The sequence below is a fragment of the Pantoea sp. Mhis genome (genome assembly GCF_009830015.1).
This window is the reverse complement of record NZ_SZZX01000002.1, coordinates 86,625-110,791: the sequence shown is the minus strand read 5'-3', so window position 1 is coordinate 110,791 and position 24,167 is coordinate 86,625. Positions and strand designations below refer to the sequence as shown.

Below are 24,167 nucleotides of genomic sequence, written 5' to 3'. Positions count from 1 at the left end.
CAATAGCAGCATATTATAAATTTAATCTTTATAATAAAGCATATTCCTTTTAATTTTGTAATTCTTAATCAAAATAATAAGTAATTGTTACTTGTTATTTCAGTACATTCATAAAATACCTATAATAAATAATTAATATAATTAGAAATGAAAACAAAAATGACCTAATACATAATTAATTTGTACTAGGTAGATTACAGTACAGTCGAAGGAAATATTGAACAGTTTCCTTAAAACCAATATTATCTAAGTAATAAGATAATATTATTAATACAATAAGCAGTATAATAAGTAACTTGATAATAACTACTTAAATTATATTATTATTATAGTTTAATGATTTTCATCGCAAATTAATCTCATCTGAAGAATATTAAATACTATTATTTAATAGTTTTTTAAGATTATTTACTTGCTATATTTATTTTAAATTTTTCTAAAATAGCCTAAAACTAGGCTGGTGGTATGATTATTGTATGTATAAAATGATGAGAATATTATTATAAATAATTAATATCTATTGTATGAGGTAAAAATATTGCATTACTGATATCAAATTTTTTCAATATTATAACTAATAATTTTAAATATATTATTGTTATCATCGGTTTTTATCTAATATTTCAATAACATTAATGGATATCACAACCATGATAAACAACTAAACATTAGACTTTTTTATTTTTTTAACGGTCTGAGTGCATTACTATCATCACTTTTCATATTAAATATACTTTTTGTTATCATTAATGTTAAAGTTTTATAATAGAGTATTATTAATTTTATTAAAGGTTCAGTGCTATTCTCAGCAAATTTGCTTAGTTTTACTAGAATGTGAAATATATACTTTAATAAAGATGCAGATACTATCTTATCAATTATAATATTATTGTATTTTTTTAATGCTAATATTAAATGAACAATTACTGAATTATTAATAAATCTAAAATAAATAATAATTCAGGAAAATCTAATCAATCGATTAATTGCTTTTCAAGTTATGAATGTTAATATCTACAACCTGTAATATGTATAAAAGAGATACTATCATCAACATGATCAATTTCTACTATATTTTTCTGTTAATCAAGTGCTATCAATAAATAAAGTAACGTTTATTAAAGTATTAAATGTAGTTAATAACTATATGTAGTAATAACACTAAGTTAAATTAAGAACATATCAAAATTATAGTTATAAAAATCTAATACTGCCATGCTTGATTAAGGCACGTAACTTAAATATGATTAAATGTACTTAACGTCATGCAAGATACATATATTTTTAATTTTATATCATCATATCTTGTACTTGTAATATATTGTGTTCATAGTAATTTTTATATTTAACTCTCATGCAAAAACTGGTTGCACAATTAATTTTAGTTTTTTGTAGATATTCATATTATTTTAAAATTTATTATGTTCTAAGATTAAATACCGGTTTTATAATATCATACTTGAGAATAACATTTACATATAACCATATAGTTAAGGTCTTGCTTTAATTAATTATAATTTACTTGATTATATTAAACAAGCATTAAAACTCTTCATGTATATTATTTGTGTTCTGATTATTAATTTAAACAAAGAATATTTAAATAGTTTTTGATGTTTTTATAAATATCCAACTATTAATTATAATTTACTATTATATTAAGAATATTGACTAATATTTAACATTGATATGAATTAATTTAAATTTTATTTATAAGCGGTATGTTCAGCACAAATAATTTATTTTATCAAGATAACATGTTTAGCAAAATTTTATATGTCAATAGTTTTTATTCGTTATTGTATTATTTATTAGTTTTTATAGCTAATTATCAATCATATTTATCTAATGTAATTAATTTAGTTTAAAGTATGTATTCATGGTAGGCAGTAATTCATGATTATTATCATTCATAATTGTATGAAAGAATAAAATAAAAAATTAATTAGATGTAATATATAATGTTCAATAGCATTATATAACTATAAAAATATAACTTAATTCCATATTGATTGGAATTATATCTACAGCATGATAGTGAATATTATTTGTAAATTCAGGTTATATAGCAAAATAACTATAAATATATATTATATTATAATATTGTTTAATACCTAATCAGTATATTAAATTATTTATTTTAATACATGATTATCATGTTAATGACATTTAATAATATTGATATGAGATCCAAAAATTCTATAAATAATATTTAGCGTAGTTATCTAACTAGTTATTTTTTCGCAAAAGTATTTTATTGTATTTTTAATGATTTTTAGAATTAGAAAAATTATGCTAATTTTAAAAGGAGCTAAAAGAGTATATTATTTTTAATATCCATGTTCTTTACAACAAGTAAATTTACTTCGTTAATATTACAGTGCATTAATATTATTAATTGAAGAAATAATTGATGCTAATTTTGTTAGCACTGAGCGATTTTAAATTGTTAATATGCTGAATTATGCTTAATATTGTACATTTTAGCAAAACATTAACTGATGATATTTTATGATTTGAGTTCTTGGTAAATAAACATACAATGGATACGATAATTAGTCGTATTCAACAACGTTATATTTTATATATGAATGTGTTACCTATTTTATTGCGTATTCAATATATTATTTATATTAATAGACAATTTATTTTTAATAAATGAAAGAAACTACGTAACTTAAGTTATATAGATTACAAATTATTTATATAACGGATTATTGATTTTGCATTAACTTTAATATTAATAATATTAACATATTTGTAAATTGGTGCTATAAAAGCATTTAAACTTGAAAATAAAGTTATATTAAATTCTTATTAATAAAATATATGGATTGATTAAGATTCAAATAAATTAATTTATTAAATACCACTATATTAAATTTAATTCATTAAACTAAAGTAATTAACCATTATCATACATGGTATTCTAGAATATGAAGAAAATATTTTCATTGTTATAGCTACAATCCATATTTCTACTCTAGATACAAATGTATATTTTATATTTTATTAAATTAAATTATAAGGTGAATATCATGCGTATATTTAGCAAAGATTTTTATGACGGGGATAAAATGCCTGAATTACATGTTTTTAATGGAATGGGATATACCGGAGGTAATATATCACCTCATTTATCATGGGATGAAATACCATCTAATACAAAAAGTTTTATTATAACTTGCTATGATCCTGACGCACCAACTGGTTCAGGATGGTGGCATTGGATAGTAGTAAATATTCCTATTACAGTTAATATGCTCGAACAAGGTGCTGGCACTGATATAAATAAATTACCAAAGGGAGCTATTCAAACACGTACTGATTTTGGTAAAATTGGATATGGCGGAGCAGCACCACCCCCAAACAAGTCTCACAGATACATCTTTAATGTACATGCTTTAAATATAAACAAGCTTAATGTTGATGAAAATGACAGTGGTGCAATGGTTGGATTTAAAATGCATTATCATTTGATTACAAGTGCATCAATCACAGCTATTTATTTATAATAAATAGTATTACCAGTATTAAATATTATAATAACAACTAGATTATTTTTAATCTAACTGATGTATGACTACCCATATAGGTCCTTGTCCTGTGTGGTAGCTCGTTAATTCCATTAAAACACCGTGTTCTTGAATTTTGTATACTTTAACACGATGAGATTTTTGTCCAGCTAATAATAGATATTCTCCATTGTGATCAATATTAAAACTACGTGGCTGTTTTTCAGTAAATTGAAAATCTTTCATAGTTAATGACGCACCATCTTCATTAATACTAAACATAGTCAATATGCTACTTGTGCGATCACAAGTATATAAAAATTTTCCATTTGGAGTAATATGGATGTCTGAAGCCCAACGTATTGTATTTAAAAAATTTTTAGGCATCATATCAATATTTTGTATGCATTTAATTAATCCGTTTAATTCATTAATAGACCAAACATCAACACTACTGTTTAGTTCATTTAAAGAATAAGCATATCTACCATTTGGATGAAATGACATATGACGGGGACCAGAACCTTTAATAGTTTTTAATTGTATTTGTTTATAAGGAAATAATAAGCCATTAGATTTAAATTTAAATAAATAAATGCAATCTTGTTTTAATGCAGGCACAAATAATAATTGATTATTGAGTGCAATATTTGCTGAATGGCATCCATCAATACCATTGATTATTTGATTACATAATTGTGGTATACCATTGCTATTAATGGGACTAACACTAATACTGGCGTTGTTATAAGAACTACAAAATAAATACCTTCTATATTGATCAACAGAAATATACGTTGGACTTCCGGGTAAAGGTGTTTCATCAACTAATATTAAAGTACCATTTTTCATAATACGATATGATAATACACAAAAATTTGGACGACCACCTGCATATAGAAAATCTTTTTTTGGACTGATTACCATTGGTTGTACTTGAGTATCTGTATTGATGATTTGTAATAATGTTAAGCTGCCATTTGCTAGTAATTGCCAACTATAAATTTGTTTACTTTCAGGACTAGCAATATATACAATTTGTGTCATATAAGATCCTAACTATGGAATCATATACTTACAATAAAGTATGTGATTACACCATATACTAATTTTAAATATTAAATCTTATAGTATTTGATTATTTACTAATATAATAGATTTATTTATTCAATAATAATAATAATGCATGCAAATATAATTATTAAAATTATTCTAATAACACAATTAAATCACTTAATTTTATTAAAACATCGTTTATAATCATATTTCATATGTATTACATATATAAATATATATTTAGTACAAATTTAAATAATTAGTAATACTCTAATCACGGAATCAATAAATTCATTTATAGTAGTTTAATTATATGTAAATTAATTAAATAAAATATAGCGGTATAAAAATCTATAGAAATCTTATTTTATTTAATAAAGTTATCACCAGTAAATAAAAATTAAAGAGAGAATTTTATGCATACAACTAAACTCGTTCTAATACGACATGGTGAAAGCGAATGGAATAAGGAAAATCGCTTTACTGGATGGTATGATGTAGATTTATCAGACAAAGGTCGTAATGAAGCTAAAATAGCTGGAAAATTATTAAAAGATAAATTTATATTTAATTATGCTTATACTTCATTGCTAAAACGCGCCATTCATACTTTATGGTATATATTAGATGAATTGGATCTAGCTTGGTTACCAGTTGAAAAAACTTGGCGTTTAAATGAGCGGCATTATGGAGCACTCCAAGGATTAAACAAAACCGAAACTATAGAAAAATATGGAGATAAACAAGTTCAAAAATGGCGACGTGGCTTTATGGATCTCCCTCCAGCTTTAAATAGTAATAATCAACATTATTCGGGTTACGATCAACGCTATGAGTCAATAAGCAATGAACAACTTCCAACTACTGAAAGTTTAGCATTAACTATGAATCGAGTTATTCCTTTTTGGGAAAAAAATATTTTTCCTAGAATTAAAAATAATGAACAAATAATTATTGTTGCACATGGTAACTCATTACGTGCTTTAATTAAACATATCGATCATATCAACGAAGATAAAATATCTGAATTAAATATTCCTACTGGGATACCAATAGTTTATTTTTTTAATAAAAATTTTGTTCCTATTAAACATTACTATCTTAACTAAGTAATACATTAATTTATTAGTTTTTAGCTACAATATTATAAGCAAAGCTACTTCGTGAAAAATATATTTTCAATGTATTAAATATTTACAAATTTATATAAAATATGTAAATATCAATATGTAAAATTATTAAATTTATATGATATACAAAAGATATGCTATCAATATGCAAATTATTGATATAATCTTCATAAGATTAATTCACTAATTATTTACTTTAGATTGTATTTTAAGCTTTGCTGCAAAGGATAGCATTCGATTGAGAGGTAATAAAGCAGCTTCACATAAAGCTGTATCAATATGTATTTCGTGTTTATTACCACCATGTTCTAATCCATCAGCAATTGCTCTTAGATTATTCATGGCCATCCATGGACAATGTGCACAACTACGGCAAGTAGCACCTTCACCAGTAGTTGGTGCTATTATTAACTCTTTATGTGGAACTATTTTTTGCATTTTATAAAAGATACTGCGATCAGTAGCAACAATTATTTGTGGGTGTGGTAAAGATTTTGCTGCATATATTAATTGACTGGTTGAGCCAACAACATCAGCAAGTTCAACAATGGACTTTGGAGACTCTGGATGTACTAAGATCGCTGCATGTGGATAAAACATTTTCATACGTTCTAATGACTTGCTTTTAAATTCATCATGTACAATACATGTTCCATCCCAGCAAAGAATATCAGCACCTGTTTGTTGTACAATATAATTACCAAGATGGCGATCTGGTGCCCAAATGATTTTTTGACCAAGACTATCAAGATAATTAACTAAATGTAAAGCAATACTTGATGTAACTATCCAATCTGCACGAATTTTAACAGCTACAGATGTATTAGCATATACCACTACAGTTCGATCCGGATGATTATTACAAAAACGATTAAATTCATCAAATGGACAACTTAAATCTAACGAACATTCTGCGTCTAATGTTGGCATTAAAACTATTTTCTTTGGATTAAGGATTTTTGCAGTTTCCCCCATAAAACGCACACCAATTACAAATAAAATAGAAGCTGAATGTGTAGTACAAAAACGTGCCATTTCTAAAGAATCTGCTACATAACCCCCTGTCTCTTCAACTAAGGATTGAATTTCTGGATCTGTATAATAGTGAGCTACCATTACTGCATTTCTTATTTTTAATAATTTTTTAATTTTATTAGATAAATAAAATTTTTCATCTTCATTAAGAATTTCTCTTTTAGAAGTAAATGATGAATAAATGGTTTCAGGATTAAACTTTATACTCATAAAACTTTTATTTAATTAAATTTATTTATACATAAACATGAAAAAATCATATGGTGTTAAGTTAATTACATATCATTATAAAATTACCAAAAAATAGTTGAAAACTATAAATAGTTATTTCTTATATAAACTAAATTTATTGCTTATTAACAAGATTATATGTAAATGTTTTATATTATATTGATAAGTAATTTCTTATAGAAAATATTAACTAATAACTACTATTGAAATTATAATTCATTCTCTTAGAGAAATAAATTAATTAAAACAATAATATAATAGGTCGTGCAGGATTCGAACCTGCGACCAATTGATTAAAAGTCAACTGCTCTACCAACTGAGCTAACGACCCGTCTCAAAATATTCTTTTAAAATAACATATCTTACTAACTTCAATAAATAACGCAACTAATATTTTAACTATTTCATTTAATAAATCTAAACTATAATTTAGAAAGATATTTTTGTGCTTGTTTAGAAGAATCAGTATTCGGAAACTGTTTAATTATTTGCCGATATATTGCTTTAGCTCTTATTATATCATTCTTTTCTTGCATAAAAATACCAATTTTTAATAATGCTTCTGAAGTTTTAGAAGATTTAGGATAATGTTTTATTATAGTAGCGAAATAATGAGATGCTTGATTTTTATCACCTTTGTTATAAAATAATTGACCAAGCCAATAATTGGCATTAGGCTGATAAACAGAGTTAGGATATTGTTTTACCCAGACTTGTAACTTATTGATGGCATCATCATATTCTTTTTTATTTAAAATAAGTTCAATAGCATCATTATAACTAATAATATCATTGTTGATTAGCTGTATACGGTTATTTCTAGTATTTAAGATATCAATAGAATTATTAAGTTGTTGTTGATTTTGAACTAATTGATTAATTTGATGAGTATTTTGTTGAATCTGTCCTCGTAATAAATTAATATCATTTTTATTATCATCAATTTCTTGTTGTTGTTCTTGTAACAACTGAGCTTGAGATTTAGATATTTGCTCAAGAATATTAACACGATTATTTATTGATTTAAAGTCAAAATTACCAAATAATATTTGAGCATTAACGTTCCAAGATTTTATAAAAATATTAAAAAATGGTGATATACAAAATAACAAAATAATTAAAATATAAAACTTTAATTTATTAATCATATTATAATTTTCTTTGATAATTTATTATGGCACGTCGATTTTTAGCATATGATACTTCATCATGACCTATAACTGCAGGTTTTTCTTTACCGTAAGATACAATAGATAGTTGCTTAGTGGATATACCTCTACTCTCTAAATATATTTTTACTGCATTTGCACGTTTTTCTCCTAAAGCAATGTTATATTCTGGAGTACCACGTTCATCTGTATGACCTTCAATAATAATTTTATTAGATGGATTATTTATCATGAAATTTATATGTTGATTTAATAAATCAATAGCATCAGACTTTAAATTATACTTATTTAAATCAAAATAAACGATATTATGTTGCTGTAATTGTGTAAAAGTTTGCTCATTGCTGTTAACTTTATTCTGTTGAACAGGATTGGTACTATTATTTTCTCGGTAATTTTTATTTTTTTGAGAACTACAACCATTTATACTGACTAATAATATAGTCCATATAAGACCCATTAATATTTTATTAAGTTGCATTTTTATGCCTTTTATTTGATATATTTATCAGAAAATATTTAATGTAAATTTTATTTATTAAAGATCAAAGATAAGGAGACCAAACAGGAAATGTAATTTGTTTGTACACTGTTGGTAAATAAGCTTTAAAATATCCATCAGTGGAAATTAATTGTATTACTGATTTGTCACCTTGGATAGAACGATAAATTATCATTACATTATTGGGTGAAAAATTTGGTGTTTCATCAAGAAATGTGCTGGTTAATATTGTAATATCTCCTGTTTCTAAATCCTGTTTAGCAACATGTTGAATACCATTATTATCACTGCTAATCATCACCATCGTTTTACCATCTGAAGATATATTTGCATTCTGATTATATACTCCTTGCCAAGTTAGACGTTCTGGTATTTTAATATTGATATCAATTTTATAAATTTGAGGCATTCCAGATTGATCAGAAGTGTATGCTAATGTATGATTATCTGGAAACCATGTAGGTTCAGTATTATTATAGCTTCCATTAGTTATTTGTTGTATTTTTTTTGATTTTAAATCTATTATATATAAATTAAGACTACCAGTTTTAGAAAGAGCGAAAACTAACTTAGAACCATCCGGTGAAAATGCTGGGGCACCATTATGACATGCATAAGATGATATTGTTTGAATAACAGCATTATTTAATGTTTGTATAATTAATACAGACCTACCACTTTCAAATGTAACATATGCAATGTTGTTACCATCAGGTGACCAAGCTGGTGACATTAACGGTTGTGTTGAACGATGTATCACAAATTTATTATAACCATCATAGTCGGTAATACATAATTCATATGGAAAAGGACTATTATCGTTTTTAGCTACATAAGCAATACGTGTACGAAACGCTCCTTTGATGCCAGTTAATTGCTCAAAAATTTCATCACTAACAGTATGTGCAGCACAACGAAGCCATAATATTTTACTTACTTTAACTGAATCTTGTTCCAATATTTCAACTGTAATATCATTAATATTTAATAATTGATACTCCACTTGATAACTACCATCAACATTAGATTTTAACTGTCCTATTACTATAGTATCAATGCCTAACGTATTATAAAAAAAAGATTTTATTTCTCGCAGACTCATTGGATAGTGTGATAATTTAGACTGATCTAAAGGAATGAATTTACCACTATTACGTAAATCAGCTGAAATAATTTTTCCCAAATCTTCTGATATTACTTCCCTCCTCCCTATCCATTGAAACGGTAATATACCAATTGGACGTGCAGTATTTAAACCTTGAGTAATTTCAATACGTACTTCTGCATTAAGTATTGCAGTCCATAACAATGTAATAAAACTTAAAGTTACATAAAATGTACGTATCATCTTTTATTCCTTTTAACTACACTTTAAGTTCATAATTATTGATATACTTTTTAAAATAGATAAATTAATCTAATTAATATATCTATTTTGGTGTAAAAATCATTATAATATTTTCAAAAAACTTATATATTTCTAACGACGGTGGTGCTGGAATATGTGCCTGTTCAGCAGCTAAAATAGCAGCTTGACACAATATTTTATCACCTCTTTCTGCTTTTATATTCATTAATAATCCATTTGATGCTATTCTCATACGTAAATAACAACTTTTACCGTGATATGTATTCGCATTATAGAAATGATTTTGAATAGCATTAGTAATTTTTTCTAAATAAGTAGTTAAAGCTGTATTTAATTTATTAGTTAATATTTTATTCTGATTTTGAGTATTTATAATATTATTAGAATTATTTTTTAAAATTTTGTCTTCTGAAGCCAAATTTTTTATTAAATTAGAAACGGTAGATTCATCACCTTTACTATTAGTAGATAATTGTTTGTTATAGGGATTAATTTTCGACACCTTTAGTGATTTTAATTTTAAAGTAATTTCTGGTTGTTTAACATTATCTTTAATCGGGAAAGATACATCTTGAGGTATTTTATATACATGATTTTTTTGATTAATTTGTTTTTTGTTAGTTTCAACCTTTTGTATAACACCTTTTTTTAATTTATGATAGTCTGTATATTTTATTTGATTATTTGTGCTTTGTATGTACTTATCTTGAATCTTAACACGTTGTTTATTAATACTTTTATTATATCTATTTAAATTATATTGTTCTATTATTTTACTAGAATCAATCATTATTGCATCAATATTTTTTTTACTCAAATTTAATTTATTAAATTCATGAAATGACGTGTAAATTAGTAGAGTAAATAAAATTATATGTAACATTGCTGAAATTATTATTTCTTCTTTTAGTTTTTTATTTTGACCGCTTATTGTGGTCACGTTCAATTCCTAAAATTGATTAATTTAAATCGGATGAGTCATTAAACCAACAGATTTAACACCACATTTGTGCAATAAATTTAGGATATTAATAACTTCATCATAAGGTATAAGTTTTGTCGCACCTATTAAAAAAATTGTTTTTGGATTAGACTTAATTCTATTATTGATCTCATAGATCATTTCCTCTGCTGATAACTTCATATGAATATTATTAACTAGCAACCGATATTGTTTGATATCTAGAATTTCAATAATGACTATTGAATTATTTTCATTAAATACACTTTGTGAAATATCTGCATCTGGTAAATTTACTTCTATGCTTTGGTTTGTATTTGGAATACTAATCATTAAAGTAATTAATAATATAAGAAATACATCTAATAATGGTACTATATTGATTCCCGATTGTATATTGCGATAACTATTATATCCACGAATTCTAGGCATTATTAATTTTTACCTACATTATCTTTTTTACTTACAAATGATTGACGATACAATAATGCTATAAATTCTTCCGTAAAACTAGTATAATCTTGCTCTATTTTTCTAATAAGATAATTAAACCGATTATAAGCCATTACTGCAGGAATAGCAGTAAATAAGCCTATAGCAGTAGTGAACAAAGATTCTGCAATACCAGGAGCTACAATCGACAATGCAGTTTGTTTAATACTAGAAATATTAATAAATGCATGCATTATTCCTAAAACTGTACCAAACAAACCTATATAAGGGCTAATAGAGCCAATTGTTCCTAAACAATCCATATAACTTTCTAAACTTTCTATTTCACGATTTATAGAAATACGCATAGCACGTATAGCTCCACTTAGAGCTACCTTCGGTAACTTGGTATTACCATGATATAAACAGGAAAATTCTTTAAGTCCAGAAAAGAAAATTTGTTCTAAACCATTTAATTCATGACGATGTTCATAACTTATCTGATACAGTTGTGATAATTCAATGCCAGACCAAAATTTATTTTCAAATATTTTTATTTCGTGAGAAGCAGCCTTTAAAATACGTGCCCTTTGAATAATAATAGCCCAAGATAAAATGGAAAAACCAATTAAAATAAATATAACAAGTTTAACCAAACTACTAGATTTTATGTATAAATCAATGATATTAATATCAAGCAATATTTAAACTCCATAAGAATATAAACTAAGTATCACTAATGATATTTAGATAGCTATTAACTATATAGTTAGTAAAATATACTATATATATTATAGTTTTACTAACTGCTTAATAAAAATTCTTTTATAAAAAATACTATTTTAGTCTTGTCGGCTCTTAAATAAAAAAACAGTATTAAAATTAATGCATAATACATTTAAGTAATTTAGTAAAATCTAAAATAACAAATACTATATTGCATATATTAACACATAAAATATATTTGATTAAACCAAGATAAAATATTTATGATAAAATTTGTATTTTATTGTTTAATATGAATTAAAATATCCAATAAATATTGGATATATAAGTAATAATAATTTTAGTTATATGGTAAAATTAATTTTACCATATTTCCAATATCATCTAAACTATTGACTGTTTTTACACCAGCTTGCTCTAGTGCAATAAATTTTTTATCTGCCGTACCTCTACTACCTGAAATAATAGCACCGGCATGCCCCATACGTTTACCTTTTGGTGCTGTTACACCAGCTATATACCCTACTACAGGTTTAGTTATATGATTTTTAATAAAATTAGCAGCTTCTTCTTCCGCATTTCCACCAATTTCACCAATTAAAATAATTGCTTTAGTCTGTTCGTCTTCTTGAAACATTTTTAATATATCAATAAAATTAGTTCCTAAGATAGGATCCCCACCTATCCCTACGCAAGTAGACTGACCATAACCAAGATCTGTAGTTTGTTTTACTGCTTCATACGTTAAAGTACCAGAACGTGATACTATTCCAATACAACCTGGTTGATGTATATCTCCTGGCATAATGCCAATTTTACATTCACCGGGCGTGATTATACCCGGACAATTAGGACCGATCATACATACACCTGTTTCATCTAGCTTCGTTTTTATGGTTAACATATCAAGCGTGGGGATACCTTCAGTAATAGTAATAATTAATTTAATTTTTGCATCTATTGCTTCTAATATACTATCTTTACAAAAAGGTGCTGGAACATAAATTACAGTAGCAGTAGCACCGGTAGTTGCTACTGCTTCATATACTGTATTAAATACTGGTAGTCCTAGATGTATAGTATCTCCCTTCCCCGGAGTAATACCTCCCACTAATTTAGTACCATATAGTAGCGCTTGTGCAGAATGAAAAGTACCTTGATTTCCTGTAAAACCCTGACAAATAACTTTTGTGTTTTTATCGACTATAATTGACATTATTTATTCTCCAGCAGCAATAACAACACGTTTCGCTGCATTAGCTAAGCTAGTTTCTGAAATGATATTTAATTTGCTAAGCATTAATTTTTCAGCAGCTAATTTAGCATTATTCCCTTCTAAACGTACTACTACTGGAATGTTAAAACCAACTTCAGTAACTGCATTAATAATACCATCTGCGATTAGATCACATCGTACAATACCACCAAAAATATTAACAAAAATTACTTTTACAGCATTATCGGATAAAATTATTTTAAAAGCTTCGGTCACACGTTCTTGAGTTACACTACCACCAACATCAAGAAAATTAGCCGGTTTTCCGCCATACTTTTTTACAATATCCATAGTTCCCATAGCTAATCCAGCACCATTGACCATGCAACCAATATTACCATCTAATGCTACATAATTTAATTTCCATTGTTTAGAGTAAGATTCACGTGGATCTTCTTGACTTGGATCATACATTTTACATATTTTTGTTTGTCTAAATAATGCATTACTATCTATACTTAATTTACCATCAAGACACATTAAGTTTCCTTGTTTTGTAATCACTAACGGATTAATCTCTGCTAAAGATAAATCGCATTCTAGGAACATATTAGTTAATCCCATGAAAATACTAGTAAATTGCTGCATTTGTTGTTTATTCAAGCCAAGTGCGAATGCTAACTTTCTTGCTTGATATGGTTGTGGTCCTGTTAATGGATCTAGTTGTACTTTATGGATAAGATGTGGGTTATTTTCTGCAACCTTTTCAATATCAATACCACCTTGAGTAGATACCATGCAAACTACACGACAGAGGTCATGATCTACTACAACACCTAAGTATAGTTCTTTATCAATATGGGTTGCTGCTTCAATTAAAATTTTAGTTACTGGTTGACCATGGATACCAGTTTGATAAGTTCTTAAACGTTTACCTAGCCAATTTTGAGCGAAATTGTAAACTTCAGCTTTATCATGAATAACTTTTACTGCACCGGCTTTACCTCTTCCACCAGCGTGTACCTGACATTTTAGTACCCATGGACCTATTCCTATTTTAGAAGCAGCTATTTGCGCTTCATAAGGAGTAGTACAGATATATCCAATGGGGACTAACATATTATATTGAATAAATAACTGTTTAGCTTGGTATTCATGTAAATTCATAATATTTATCCAGTTAGAATTAAAGACTGTAATCTTAATACATACCCATTTTAAATAATTTAAATGTCTAAAATTATACGAGCTGGATCTTCTAAGATATCCTTTACCAACATTAAATATCCTACTGATTCACGACCATCAATTAAACGATGATCGTAAGAAAGCGCTAAATACATCATTGGCATTATAACAATCTGTTTATCTATAGCTACCGGTCGATCTTTAATAACATGTATACCTAAAATAGCGCTTTGGGGTGGATTAATAATAGGGGTGGACATTAATGAACCAAATACTCCACCATTAGTTATGGTAAAATTACCACCAGTTAATTCTTCTACAGTTAACTTACCATCCCTACCCTTTAGTGCTAATTCTTTAACTTTTTTTTCAATATCAGCCATACTAAATGTATCAACATCATTTAAAACAGGTGTTACTAATCCGCGTGGAGTAGATACTGCAATGCTAATATCAAAATAATTGTGATATACTATATCATCACCATCAATAGAAGCATTTATTTCTGGAAAACGTTTTAATCCTTCTAATACTGCCTTAATATAAAAAGACATAAAACCTAATCTGACTCCATGACGTTTCTCAAAAATATCACCGTAATGTTTACGAATATCTATAATTGACTTCATGTTTACTTCATTAAAAGTAGTTAACATAGCAGTGCTATTTTTTACATCTAATAAACGTTCTGCTAGACGTTTACGCAGACGTGTCATAGGTACACGCTGTTCATTACGAACAATTATTGTCTGTTCCACTTCGGGTATTGATGTTGTCTTTAGCGTATTTTTGCTATCATCTATTTTTTTTATAAGGTAATTATCAATATCTTCGCGAATAATACGTCCACCTATACCAGTTCCTTTAATTTTGCTTACATCAACATTATTTTCCAAAATTAAGCGACGTATAGCAGGACTTAGTTTAGATGCACTATCATTTTCTACTGCTACATTAGGTGATTGAGGTGATGTTAAATTAAATTTATTACTTTCTACTTTAGTTATTTTTTGAGAATTGCTATTTTCTTCCTTTAAAAATCCCAAAACTTGACGAGAAGTTACAGTAGCACCTTCCTGTTCTAATATTTTTTCTAAAATACCTTTAATAGAAGCCGGTACTTCCAATATTACTTTATCAGTTTCAATATCAACCAAAATTTCATCACGATTTACAGATTCACCAACTTTTTTATACCATGTTGCAACTGTTGCATCGGATACAGATTCAGGCAAATCAGGAACTAGAATTTCTACGCTATTCATTTTTTTTCCTTTTATTGATCAAAATTCAGCGCATCATTCACTAAAGTCTTCTGCTGTTCTTGATGTATAGACATATATCCTACAGCTGGTGAAGCAGAAGGTGGACGACCGGCATAACGTAGTGATGCACCAAATGGAATCACTTCACGAAAGTGATGTTGACTGCAATACCATGCTCCTTGATTTAAAGGTTCTTCTTGACACCAAATAAAATCTTTTACATGAGCATAATCTTGTAAAATATCGCGTACCACTTGATCTGGAAATGGATAAAGTTGTTCAATTCGAATTATAGCAATTTCGAACAATTTCTTCTTGCGACGTTGCTCCAGTAATTCATAGTAAATTTTACCAGAACAGAAAATGATACGTTTTATCTTATTAGATTCTAAATTATCAATTTCATTAATTACAGGATGAAAATATCCACTAGCTAATTCTTCTAATGAAGAAATTGCCAAAGGATGACGTAATAGTGATTTTGGTGTTATTATAATTAAAGGACAGCGTGTATTTTTATTTAATGCCTGAAAACGTAATAAATGATAAATTTGAGATGGTGTAGATGGAATACAAACCATCATATTTTGCTCTGCACAAAGTTGCAAATATCGTTCTAAACGTGCGGATGAATGTTCAGGTCCTTGTCCTTCATAACCGTGAGGTAATAACATAACTAGCCCACACATTTGTCTCCATTTTTGTGCACCTGAACTGATGAATTGATCTATTACTACCTGTGCTCCATTAGCAAAATCACCAAATTGTGCTTCCCAAATAGTTAGAACAAAAGGTTTTGATGTAGAATAACCATATTCAAATGCTAATACTGCTTCTTCTGAAAGTACTGAATCCCATATCTCAAATCGTCCTTGACCATTACGAATGTGCTGTAAAGGAACATAAGTAGAACCGTCGTATTGATTATGAATTACTGCATGACGATGGAAAAAAGTACCTCGGCTAGAATCTTCTCCAGATAAACGTATAGAAATACCTTTATCTAGCAATGTAGCATATGCAAGATTTTCTGCACTTCCCCAATCAAATGCTTTATTACCTTGTGCCATATTTTTACGATCTTTATAAATTTTACTAACTTGTAATTGCATTTTTATTTCGTCTGGTATACTACTAATATAACATGCTAATTTTTGTAAATATTTTATATCTATTTTTTCTGGATAATCTTTGTCCCAAAGATGATTTAAATGCGGTATCCAATTATACCAATTAACATTCATTGGACGACATTCTGATACTACACAATTCCCTTTATCCAAAGCATTACGATATATATTGACCATTTCAATAACATTCTCTGTTGTAATTAACTTTTTAATTTCAAGCTGCTTAGCATAGATTTGATAGGGAATGGGATGCATTTTAATTTTTTGATACATTATTGGTTGAGTTGCACTAGGTTCATCAGCTTCATTATGTCCTTGACGACGATAACATACTAAGTCAATAAAAATATCACGTTTAAATTTATTTCGGTATTCCAATGCTAATCGAGTAACAAAAATTACTGCTTCTAAATCATCTGCATTAACATGAAATATAGGTGCGCAAATCATTTTACCAATATCTGTGCAGTAAGGAGTTGAACGTGAATCTTTAAGATTAGATGTTGTAAAACCGATTTGATTATTAATGACTATACGTATAGTACCTCCAATCTCGTAACCACGAGTTTGAGACATATTTAAAGTTTCTTGAATTACACCTTGACCTATTACAGCAGCATCACCATGAATAGTGATAGGTAATATATCTTTAGTGTTCGAGTCAAATAAATGATCTATTCTAGCACGTACTGAACCCATAACTACTGGAGCAACTATTTCAAGATGAGATGGGTTGAATGCTAATGATAAATGTACCAAACCACCCTCATCAGTTATAATATCCGATGAAAACCCCATATGATACTTAACATCACCTGTACCAAGTTGTTCTTTATATTTGCCTGAAAATTCATCAAATAAATCTTGTGGAGTTTTGCCTAACACATTAACTAACACATTTAAACGACCACGATGTGCCATACCTAACACTATTTCATGTATATCATTTTTTCCAGCGTAACGAATTATTTCACGTAACATCGGAATTAACGAATCTCCACCTTCTAAAGAAAAACGTTTTGCACCTGGAAATTTTGTACCTAAATATTTTTCCAAACCATCAGCTGCTATTAATTCTTTTAAGAAAATTTTTTTTTCTTCTACACTAAAAATATTTATAGAACGCCCTATTCCTGATTCAAGACGCTGCTGAATCCAGTGTTTTTCTTCAACATTATTGATATGCATATATTCCGCACCGATAGAGCCACAATAAATTTGCTGCAAGTCTGTATAAAGATCTATTAATTTCATAGGTTCTCTATCCATATTAAAAGAACCTACGTTAAATATTTCTTTAAGATTATCACTAGTTAAACCATGGTAGGCGAGATTAAGATTTGATACAATTTCTCGCTTCCACAGACCTAGAGGATCTAGATTAGCATTTTGATGACCGTAAAACCTAAACGCATCGATTAGTTGCAACACTTTAATTTGTTTTGAATGAGTCGTTGGACCAGTTAAGTTAGTAATATAACGATTTGTATTTTTAGCTATACTTCGAAAATATTCACGCACGGTAGAATGGAACTGTTCAGGCTCTGTATCACTGATAGATAATTGTTGAAATAGCTTACGCCATATGTTGTCAACAGAGTTAGGATCGTTCAGGAAATCTTCATAAAGTTGCTCTATATAAGATTGGTTCGCGCCAGCTAGCCAGGAAGATTCCAGCCAGGATTTAATTGCGCTATTCTGCATTGTGATCCTTTAAGCATTATTTTGCTTTTTTAAAGTTTTATTTTTGTTACTTTTATTTATGATTTGCTGCAATCATAACAGTAATATGATCCATATACATTTTTAATAAATGATATTTTATTTCATCAGAAAGTTGGAATGGCATCAAATTATACTGTAGTAACAGCAATTTTCATAATCTAATAAATTAAAATTTTTAAAAATTATTTTTTTCAACTATAGTATACGTTGTAATAACATTGACTTAATTTTACTAATGGCATACGTTGGATTCAATCCTTTTGGACATACACTAATACAATTCATAATACTATGACAACGAAATACACTAAAAGCATCATCTAAATTAGATAATCGTGCATCAGTTTCAGTGTCGCGACTATCGATTAAAAATCTGTAGGCAGATAGAAGTCCTGCTGGACCAATAAACTTGTCTGGATTCCACCAGAATGATGGACAAGCGGTAGAGCAGCATGCACATAAAATACATTCATATAAACCATCTAAACGAGCACGATCCATAGGACTTTGTAAATACTCACGCACCTGTAACTTTTCATTTTTATTCAATAAATATGGCTTAATCTTTTTATATTGAGCATAAAATTGATCCATATCAACAACAAGATCTCGTACTATGGGTAATCCAGGTAACGGACGAATAACGATTCTAGGCTTATGCTTATTTAGAAATGTGGACATTGGTGTAATACACGCTAATCCATTTTTCCCATTTATATTTAAACCATCAGAACCACATACTCCTTCACGACAGGAACGACGGAAAGCTAATGTTGGATCTCTTTCTTTCAAAAGAATCAAAATATCTAATACCATCATATTGCAATTTTTTTCTATCTCTAAAGTATAAGATTGCATATACGGCTTATTATTGACTCCTGGATTATAGCGATAAATTGAACATTTTAATCTCATTATGTTCTCCGCAATCAATAAGTACGAACTTTTGGAATAAAGCTGGCACATGAGGTTGGTTGCATATTTACCTTACGACGAGTCATGCTTTCTGTTTGTGGAAGATAAAGAGTATGACATAACCAGTTTTCGTCATCACGTTCTGGATAGTCGAAACGATTATGAGCACCTCTACTTTCAGTGCGAAAATTAGCTGCAACAGCTGTTGCATAAGCTGTTTCCATTAAGTTATCTAATTCTAAACATTCGATGCGATGAGTATTAAAATTAGATGATCTATCATCTAAACGTGCAAACTTGAGACGATTACGAATGTTTTTTAGTTCTTCAAGTCCTTTTTTCATAGTATCACCTTCACGAAATACCGAAAAATTATTTTGCATACAAGATTGTAATTCTTTGCGAATTTCAAGGGGATCTTCACCGGTGATGGTATTTTCCCAGCGATTTAAACGTGCTAGAGATCTATTAATCTCATCTTGGTTAGCATCGCGTAATTTTCCTTGTTGTTCAAGTGATTCTACAAGGTATTTTCCTACCGCTCGACCAAAGACCACTAAATCAAGCAGTGAATTACCACCTAATCTATTAGCTCCATGTACTGATAAACAAGCTATTTCTCCTACTGCAAATAATCCTGGAATTATTTGATCTTCACCTTGTGTGTCTACATATATTACTTGACCAGTAATTTTAGTCGGAATACCACCCATCATGTAATGGCAAGTTGGAATAACTGGGATAGATTCTTTCACTGGATCAACATGAGCAAAGGTACGAGATAATTCTAATATACCTGGAAGACGAGATTTTAATACTTCGTGACCAAGATGATCTAACTTTAATCTTATATGTGGTCCACACGGCCCGTCAAAACCTCGACCTTCACGAATCTCAATCATCATTGAACGTGCTACTACATCCCGACCTGCTAAATCTTTAGCGTTAGGTGCATAACGTTCCATTAAACGTTCACCATATTTATTTAATAAATATCCTCCTTCTCCTCGACATGCTTCTGTTATTAGAATGCCTATACCAGCAATACCAGTTGGGTGAAATTGCCACATTTCCATATCTTGTACCGGGACACCAATACGTAATGCCATGCCAATTCCGTCGCCGGTATTAATATGTGCATTTGTGGTGGATTCATAAATGCGTCCAGCTCCACCTGTAGCTAAGATAGTAGCTTTAGCTTTAAAATAACAAAGCTCACCAGTTTCTATACAAAGAGCAGTACACCCTACAACTGCATTATCTATATTTTTTACCAGATCTAATGCATACCATTCTGAAAAAATGGTAGTTTTATTTTTTATATTCTGTTGATACAAAGTATGTAGTAAAGCATGACCGGTGCGATCAGATGCTGCTGCAGTTCTAGCTGCTTGCTCTCCTCCAAAATTTTTAGACTGTCCGCCAAAGGGCCGTTGATATATTCGACTATTGTTAAAGCGCGAAAAAGGTAGACCCATATGTTCTAGTTCAAAAATTGCTTCTGGTCCTGTTTTGCACATATATTCAATAGCATTTTGGTCTCCAATATAATCAGAGCCTTTAATAGTATCATACATATGCCATTCCCAATTATCATTGTGCGCATTACCTAATGCAACGGTAATACCACCTTGTGCTGACACTGTGTGGGAACGTGTTGGAAACACTTTGGTTAACAGACAACAACTCTGTCCAGATTGAGAAATTTGTAAAGCGGCTCGCATACCTGCACCTCCCGCTCCAATTACTATGGCATCAAATTCTTTAACAGATAGATTCATTTAGACACTCCATATTACAACAGCTCCATAAATTGTATAAATTAACAATGCAACAATAATTACTATATGTAAAATAAATCTAATAGTTAGTGATTTTACGTAATCACTTAGTACTTGCCACATTCCAATCCAACTATGAATCAATACTGAAAATAATGCTAATATTGTAAATATTTTAGTGAAGAAAAAAGAAAAAAATCCACGCCAAATATCATATGTTAATGTATCTTTTAATATAAAAAAACCAACAAGATAAAAAATATATAATGCAAGTAAAATTGCAGAAATACGAACTAATAACCAATCGTAAATACCATTACGTCCCAACATGGAAGAACTACTTAGCATATTAATACTCCAGAGATAGATAAATTATTTACCATATAGCAAACCCAACTAAGATTGAAATTACAATAGTAATGAAAAAAACAATCTTGGTAGAGCGAATGCCTGCAGCTAAATTTTCTGCCAAATAGCCAAAATCCATTAAAACATATCGAATACCACTTATAACATGATATGTTAAAAGAGTTAACATTATCCATTTAACAAACCTGGCAAAAAAACTATCCATTATAGACACCACTTGCATAAAGCCTTCTGCAGAAGATAAAGATAAATCAAGCAACCAAAGTGCAATGCCTAGCATGATAAAAATAATTATACCTGAAATACGATGAAAAATTGATGATATTGCCGTTATAGGAAAATGGAACTTAATAAGATTTAAGTTAACAGGTCTGTGTGTTTTCAATTTTTTGCCTACGCTACTCTTCTGTTGTACTTTTAATTTTCATTTCAATTGGTGTATTTATAAATAAGCTTTATGTATTATTTGACTATTATTCTTGGTAATAAAATAATTGCTACTCTCTTTAAAATAATTAATGAAAAAATCAATTTCTATTGATTATTGTTAATCTATACTTCAGTTTTAATAGTATATAAGATTACCATATTCTTATCATAATTTATCAATTCATCTGAAATTTCTATTCATTACATTTCAATTTAAAGTGATCATATTCACGAATTTCATAAATTTTAAATTTTGAATATATATCGATTTTTTAAAAGATCAATATATTACTTATAAAGTATTTACTACAATTCTACATGAGATGTAAATATATGAAAATATACTTTTACAACTATATCTGATGTAATATTACTAATATAAAGATATAAGTATTTTTCTTAAATAAGCTTATGAAATATTTTATTTATAAAATCTTATATATTTTATTTCAGTAAGTTAAATACATAGTTAGTTCATTGAACTTATCTAGTAATTAGATAAATATAATGAATGATATCAAACATAATATTATGCATAATGTACAACCAAATTATTTTATTGTGTTTAAGCTTTAAATTATTAATTTGATATGGAGATTTAAATGACAAATAAAAAAGTGAAATTAATTTTACAAAACAACAGTTCTATTGAACTCAATATTATCAAAGGAACATTAGGTCAAGACGTTGTTGATGTACGTGAACTTAGCTCTAATGGTTTATTTACCTTTGATCCTGGATTTACCTGTACTGCATCATGTGAATCAAAAATTACTTTTATTGATGGAGATGAAGGTATTTTGTTACATCGAGGTTTCCCTATTGATCAATTAGCAATTCACTCAAACTATCTTGAAGTATGTTATATTTTATTAAATGGTGAAGCGCCAACGCAAGATCAGTATAATGAATTTTGTACTACAGTTACTCGCCATACCATGATTCATGAGCAAATTACACGTTTATTTCATGGTTTTCGACGTGATTCGCATCCTATGGCAGTAATGTGTGGAGTTACAGGAGCCCTAGCAGCATTTTATCATGATTCTTTAGATGTAAATATTGAAAGTCATCGAGAAACGGCTGCTTTTCGATTATTATCAAAAATGCCCACCATGGCTGCAATGTGCTATAAATATTTAATTGGACAACCTTTTGTATATCCTCGTAACGATCTTTCTTATGCAGGAAATTTTTTACACATGATGTTTGCTACTCCTTGCGAAGAATACCAATTAAATCCGATTTTAGAACGTGCAATGGATCGTATTTTAATACTACATGCTGATCATGAACAAAATGCATCAACTTCCACTGTACGTACAGCTGGTTCATCCGGTGCTAATCCATTCGCTTGTATTGCAGCTGGAATAGCTTCTCTTTGGGGACCAGCTCATGGAGGTGCAAATGAAGCTACATTGCGTATGCTAGAAGAAATTAGTAGTATTGAACATATTCCAGCGTTTTTGAGTAGAGCTAAAGATAAAAATGATTCGTTTAGATTGATGGGTTTTGGCCATCGTGTTTATAAAAACTACGATCCGCGAGCTACGGTTATGCGAGAGACTTGTCATGAAGTTTTAAATGAATTAGGTATGAAAGATAATTTACTAGAAGTAGCAATGGAATTAGAAAATATTGCACTAAATGATTCATATTTTATTGATCGTAAATTATATCCAAATGTTGATTTTTATTCCGGTATTATTTTAAAAGCTATGGGTATACCATCTTCCATGTTTACAGTAATTTTTGCTATGGCACGTACAGTTGGTTGGATTGCACATTGGAAAGAAATGCATGATGATGGGATGAAAATTGCACGTCCGAGACAATTATATACTGGTTATACTAAACGTAAATTTAATTCATTCCTTAAAAAATAAATCAATAAATAAATTAGTACAATGCTTAGACTTTATAATATAAAAGTAGTTTACTAACACTAAACTAATATAATTTACATTTAATGGTTAGTTAGCTGACAAATTGAAATGTATTTATCCTTAAGTTCGCAATGAAA

Annotated in this window: 19 protein-coding genes and 1 tRNA gene; 3 read left to right on the top strand and 17 right to left on the bottom strand. The window is 28.5% G+C overall.

From position 1 onward, the window contains the following. Positions 1-3,038 precede the first annotated feature (3,038 nt). Positions 3,039-3,515: a kinase inhibitor gene (locus tag FD727_RS01300; protein ID WP_159938358.1), complete on the top strand. Its 477-nt coding sequence runs from the start codon at positions 3,039-3,041 to the stop codon at positions 3,513-3,515. A 48-nt stretch (positions 3,516-3,563) separates the two neighbouring features. Here the strand turns inward: FD727_RS01300 and pgl are convergent, their stop codons facing one another. Next, entirely contained in the window at positions 3,564-4,562 is a 999-nt protein-coding gene (pgl, locus tag FD727_RS01295) for a 6-phosphogluconolactonase (RefSeq protein ID WP_159938357.1), read from the bottom strand. A gap of 425 nt (positions 4,563-4,987) precedes the next feature. On the opposite strand from pgl, the gene gpmA reads away from it, so the two are divergent. After that, positions 4,988-5,680, top strand: coding sequence for a 2,3-diphosphoglycerate-dependent phosphoglycerate mutase (gene gpmA, locus FD727_RS01290; protein WP_159938356.1), 693 nt, complete (start codon positions 4,988-4,990; stop codon positions 5,678-5,680). Between the two features lie 204 nt (positions 5,681-5,884). Here gpmA and nadA read toward each other — a convergent pair whose 3' ends face one another. The 16 genes from nadA to sdhC form a co-directional block, all read right to left on the bottom strand. After that, positions 5,885-6,946: a quinolinate synthase NadA gene (gene nadA / locus FD727_RS01285; protein WP_159938355.1), complete on the bottom strand. Its 1,062-nt coding sequence runs from the start codon at positions 6,944-6,946 to the stop codon at positions 5,885-5,887. A 279-nt stretch (positions 6,947-7,225) separates the two neighbouring features. After that, positions 7,226-7,298 (bottom strand) — tRNA-Lys (locus tag FD727_RS01280). Positions 7,299-7,389: 91 nt separating this feature from the next. Then, a complete protein-coding gene (ybgF, locus tag FD727_RS01275) occupies positions 7,390-8,115 on the bottom strand; it encodes a tol-pal system protein YbgF (RefSeq protein ID WP_159938354.1) in 726 nt (241 codons plus the stop codon). 1 nt (position 8,116) lies between these two features. After that, entirely contained in the window at positions 8,117-8,617 is a 501-nt protein-coding gene (gene pal, locus FD727_RS01270) for a peptidoglycan-associated lipoprotein Pal (RefSeq protein WP_159938353.1), read from the bottom strand. Between the two features lie 64 nt (positions 8,618-8,681). Beyond that, the gene (tolB, locus tag FD727_RS01265; RefSeq protein ID WP_159938352.1) at positions 8,682-9,986 is read right to left on the bottom strand and encodes a Tol-Pal system beta propeller repeat protein TolB; all 1,305 of its coding nucleotides are present in this window, start codon (positions 9,984-9,986) and stop codon (positions 8,682-8,684) included. Between the two features lie 82 nt (positions 9,987-10,068). Continuing rightward, positions 10,069-10,947, bottom strand: coding sequence for a cell envelope integrity protein TolA (gene tolA, locus FD727_RS01260; RefSeq protein WP_159938351.1), 879 nt, complete (start codon positions 10,945-10,947; stop codon positions 10,069-10,071). A gap of 24 nt (positions 10,948-10,971) precedes the next feature. Further along, positions 10,972-11,400, bottom strand: a complete 429-nt coding sequence (locus tag FD727_RS01255; RefSeq protein WP_159938350.1) for a biopolymer transporter ExbD — start codon at positions 11,398-11,400, stop codon at positions 10,972-10,974. Positions 11,401-11,402: 2 nt separating this feature from the next. Next, positions 11,403-12,101: a protein TolQ gene (gene tolQ / locus FD727_RS01250; protein WP_159938349.1), complete on the bottom strand. Its 699-nt coding sequence runs from the start codon at positions 12,099-12,101 to the stop codon at positions 11,403-11,405. A gap of 365 nt (positions 12,102-12,466) precedes the next feature. Beyond that, positions 12,467-13,342: a succinate--CoA ligase subunit alpha gene (gene sucD, locus FD727_RS01245; protein WP_159938348.1), complete on the bottom strand. Its 876-nt coding sequence runs from the start codon at positions 13,340-13,342 to the stop codon at positions 12,467-12,469. A 3-nt stretch (positions 13,343-13,345) separates the two neighbouring features. Beyond that, on the bottom strand, positions 13,346-14,509 hold the full coding sequence (gene sucC, locus FD727_RS01240) for an ADP-forming succinate--CoA ligase subunit beta (RefSeq protein WP_159938347.1): 1,164 nt from the start codon (positions 14,507-14,509) through the stop codon (positions 13,346-13,348). 59 nt (positions 14,510-14,568) lie between these two features. Further along, a complete protein-coding gene (gene odhB / locus FD727_RS01235; protein ID WP_159938346.1) occupies positions 14,569-15,795 on the bottom strand; it encodes a 2-oxoglutarate dehydrogenase complex dihydrolipoyllysine-residue succinyltransferase in 1,227 nt (408 codons plus the stop codon). An 11-nt stretch (positions 15,796-15,806) separates the two neighbouring features. Further along, positions 15,807-18,629, bottom strand: a complete 2,823-nt coding sequence (gene sucA / locus FD727_RS01230) for a 2-oxoglutarate dehydrogenase E1 component (RefSeq protein ID WP_159938345.1) — start codon at positions 18,627-18,629, stop codon at positions 15,807-15,809. Positions 18,630-18,845: 216 nt separating this feature from the next. Then, positions 18,846-19,565 carry a succinate dehydrogenase iron-sulfur subunit gene (locus tag FD727_RS01225; protein WP_159938344.1) on the bottom strand — a complete coding sequence of 240 codons (720 nt, stop codon included), beginning with the start codon at positions 19,563-19,565 and terminating at the stop codon, positions 18,846-18,848. 14 nt (positions 19,566-19,579) lie between these two features. Continuing rightward, positions 19,580-21,346 (bottom strand): succinate dehydrogenase flavoprotein subunit, encoded by a 1,767-nt coding sequence (gene sdhA / locus FD727_RS01220; protein ID WP_159938343.1) that lies wholly within the window; start codon positions 21,344-21,346, stop codon positions 19,580-19,582. After that, on the bottom strand, positions 21,347-21,694 hold the full coding sequence (sdhD, locus tag FD727_RS01215) for a succinate dehydrogenase, hydrophobic membrane anchor protein (RefSeq protein WP_159938342.1): 348 nt from the start codon (positions 21,692-21,694) through the stop codon (positions 21,347-21,349). Positions 21,695-21,722: 28 nt separating this feature from the next. After that, entirely contained in the window at positions 21,723-22,100 is a 378-nt protein-coding gene (sdhC, locus tag FD727_RS01210) for a succinate dehydrogenase, cytochrome b556 subunit (protein WP_159938341.1), read from the bottom strand. A 646-nt stretch (positions 22,101-22,746) separates the two neighbouring features. Between sdhC and FD727_RS01205 the strand changes: the two genes are divergently transcribed. Beyond that, positions 22,747-24,030 (top strand): citrate synthase, encoded by a 1,284-nt coding sequence (locus FD727_RS01205; protein ID WP_159938340.1) that lies wholly within the window; start codon positions 22,747-22,749, stop codon positions 24,028-24,030. The last annotated feature ends 137 nt before the right edge of the window (positions 24,031-24,167 follow it).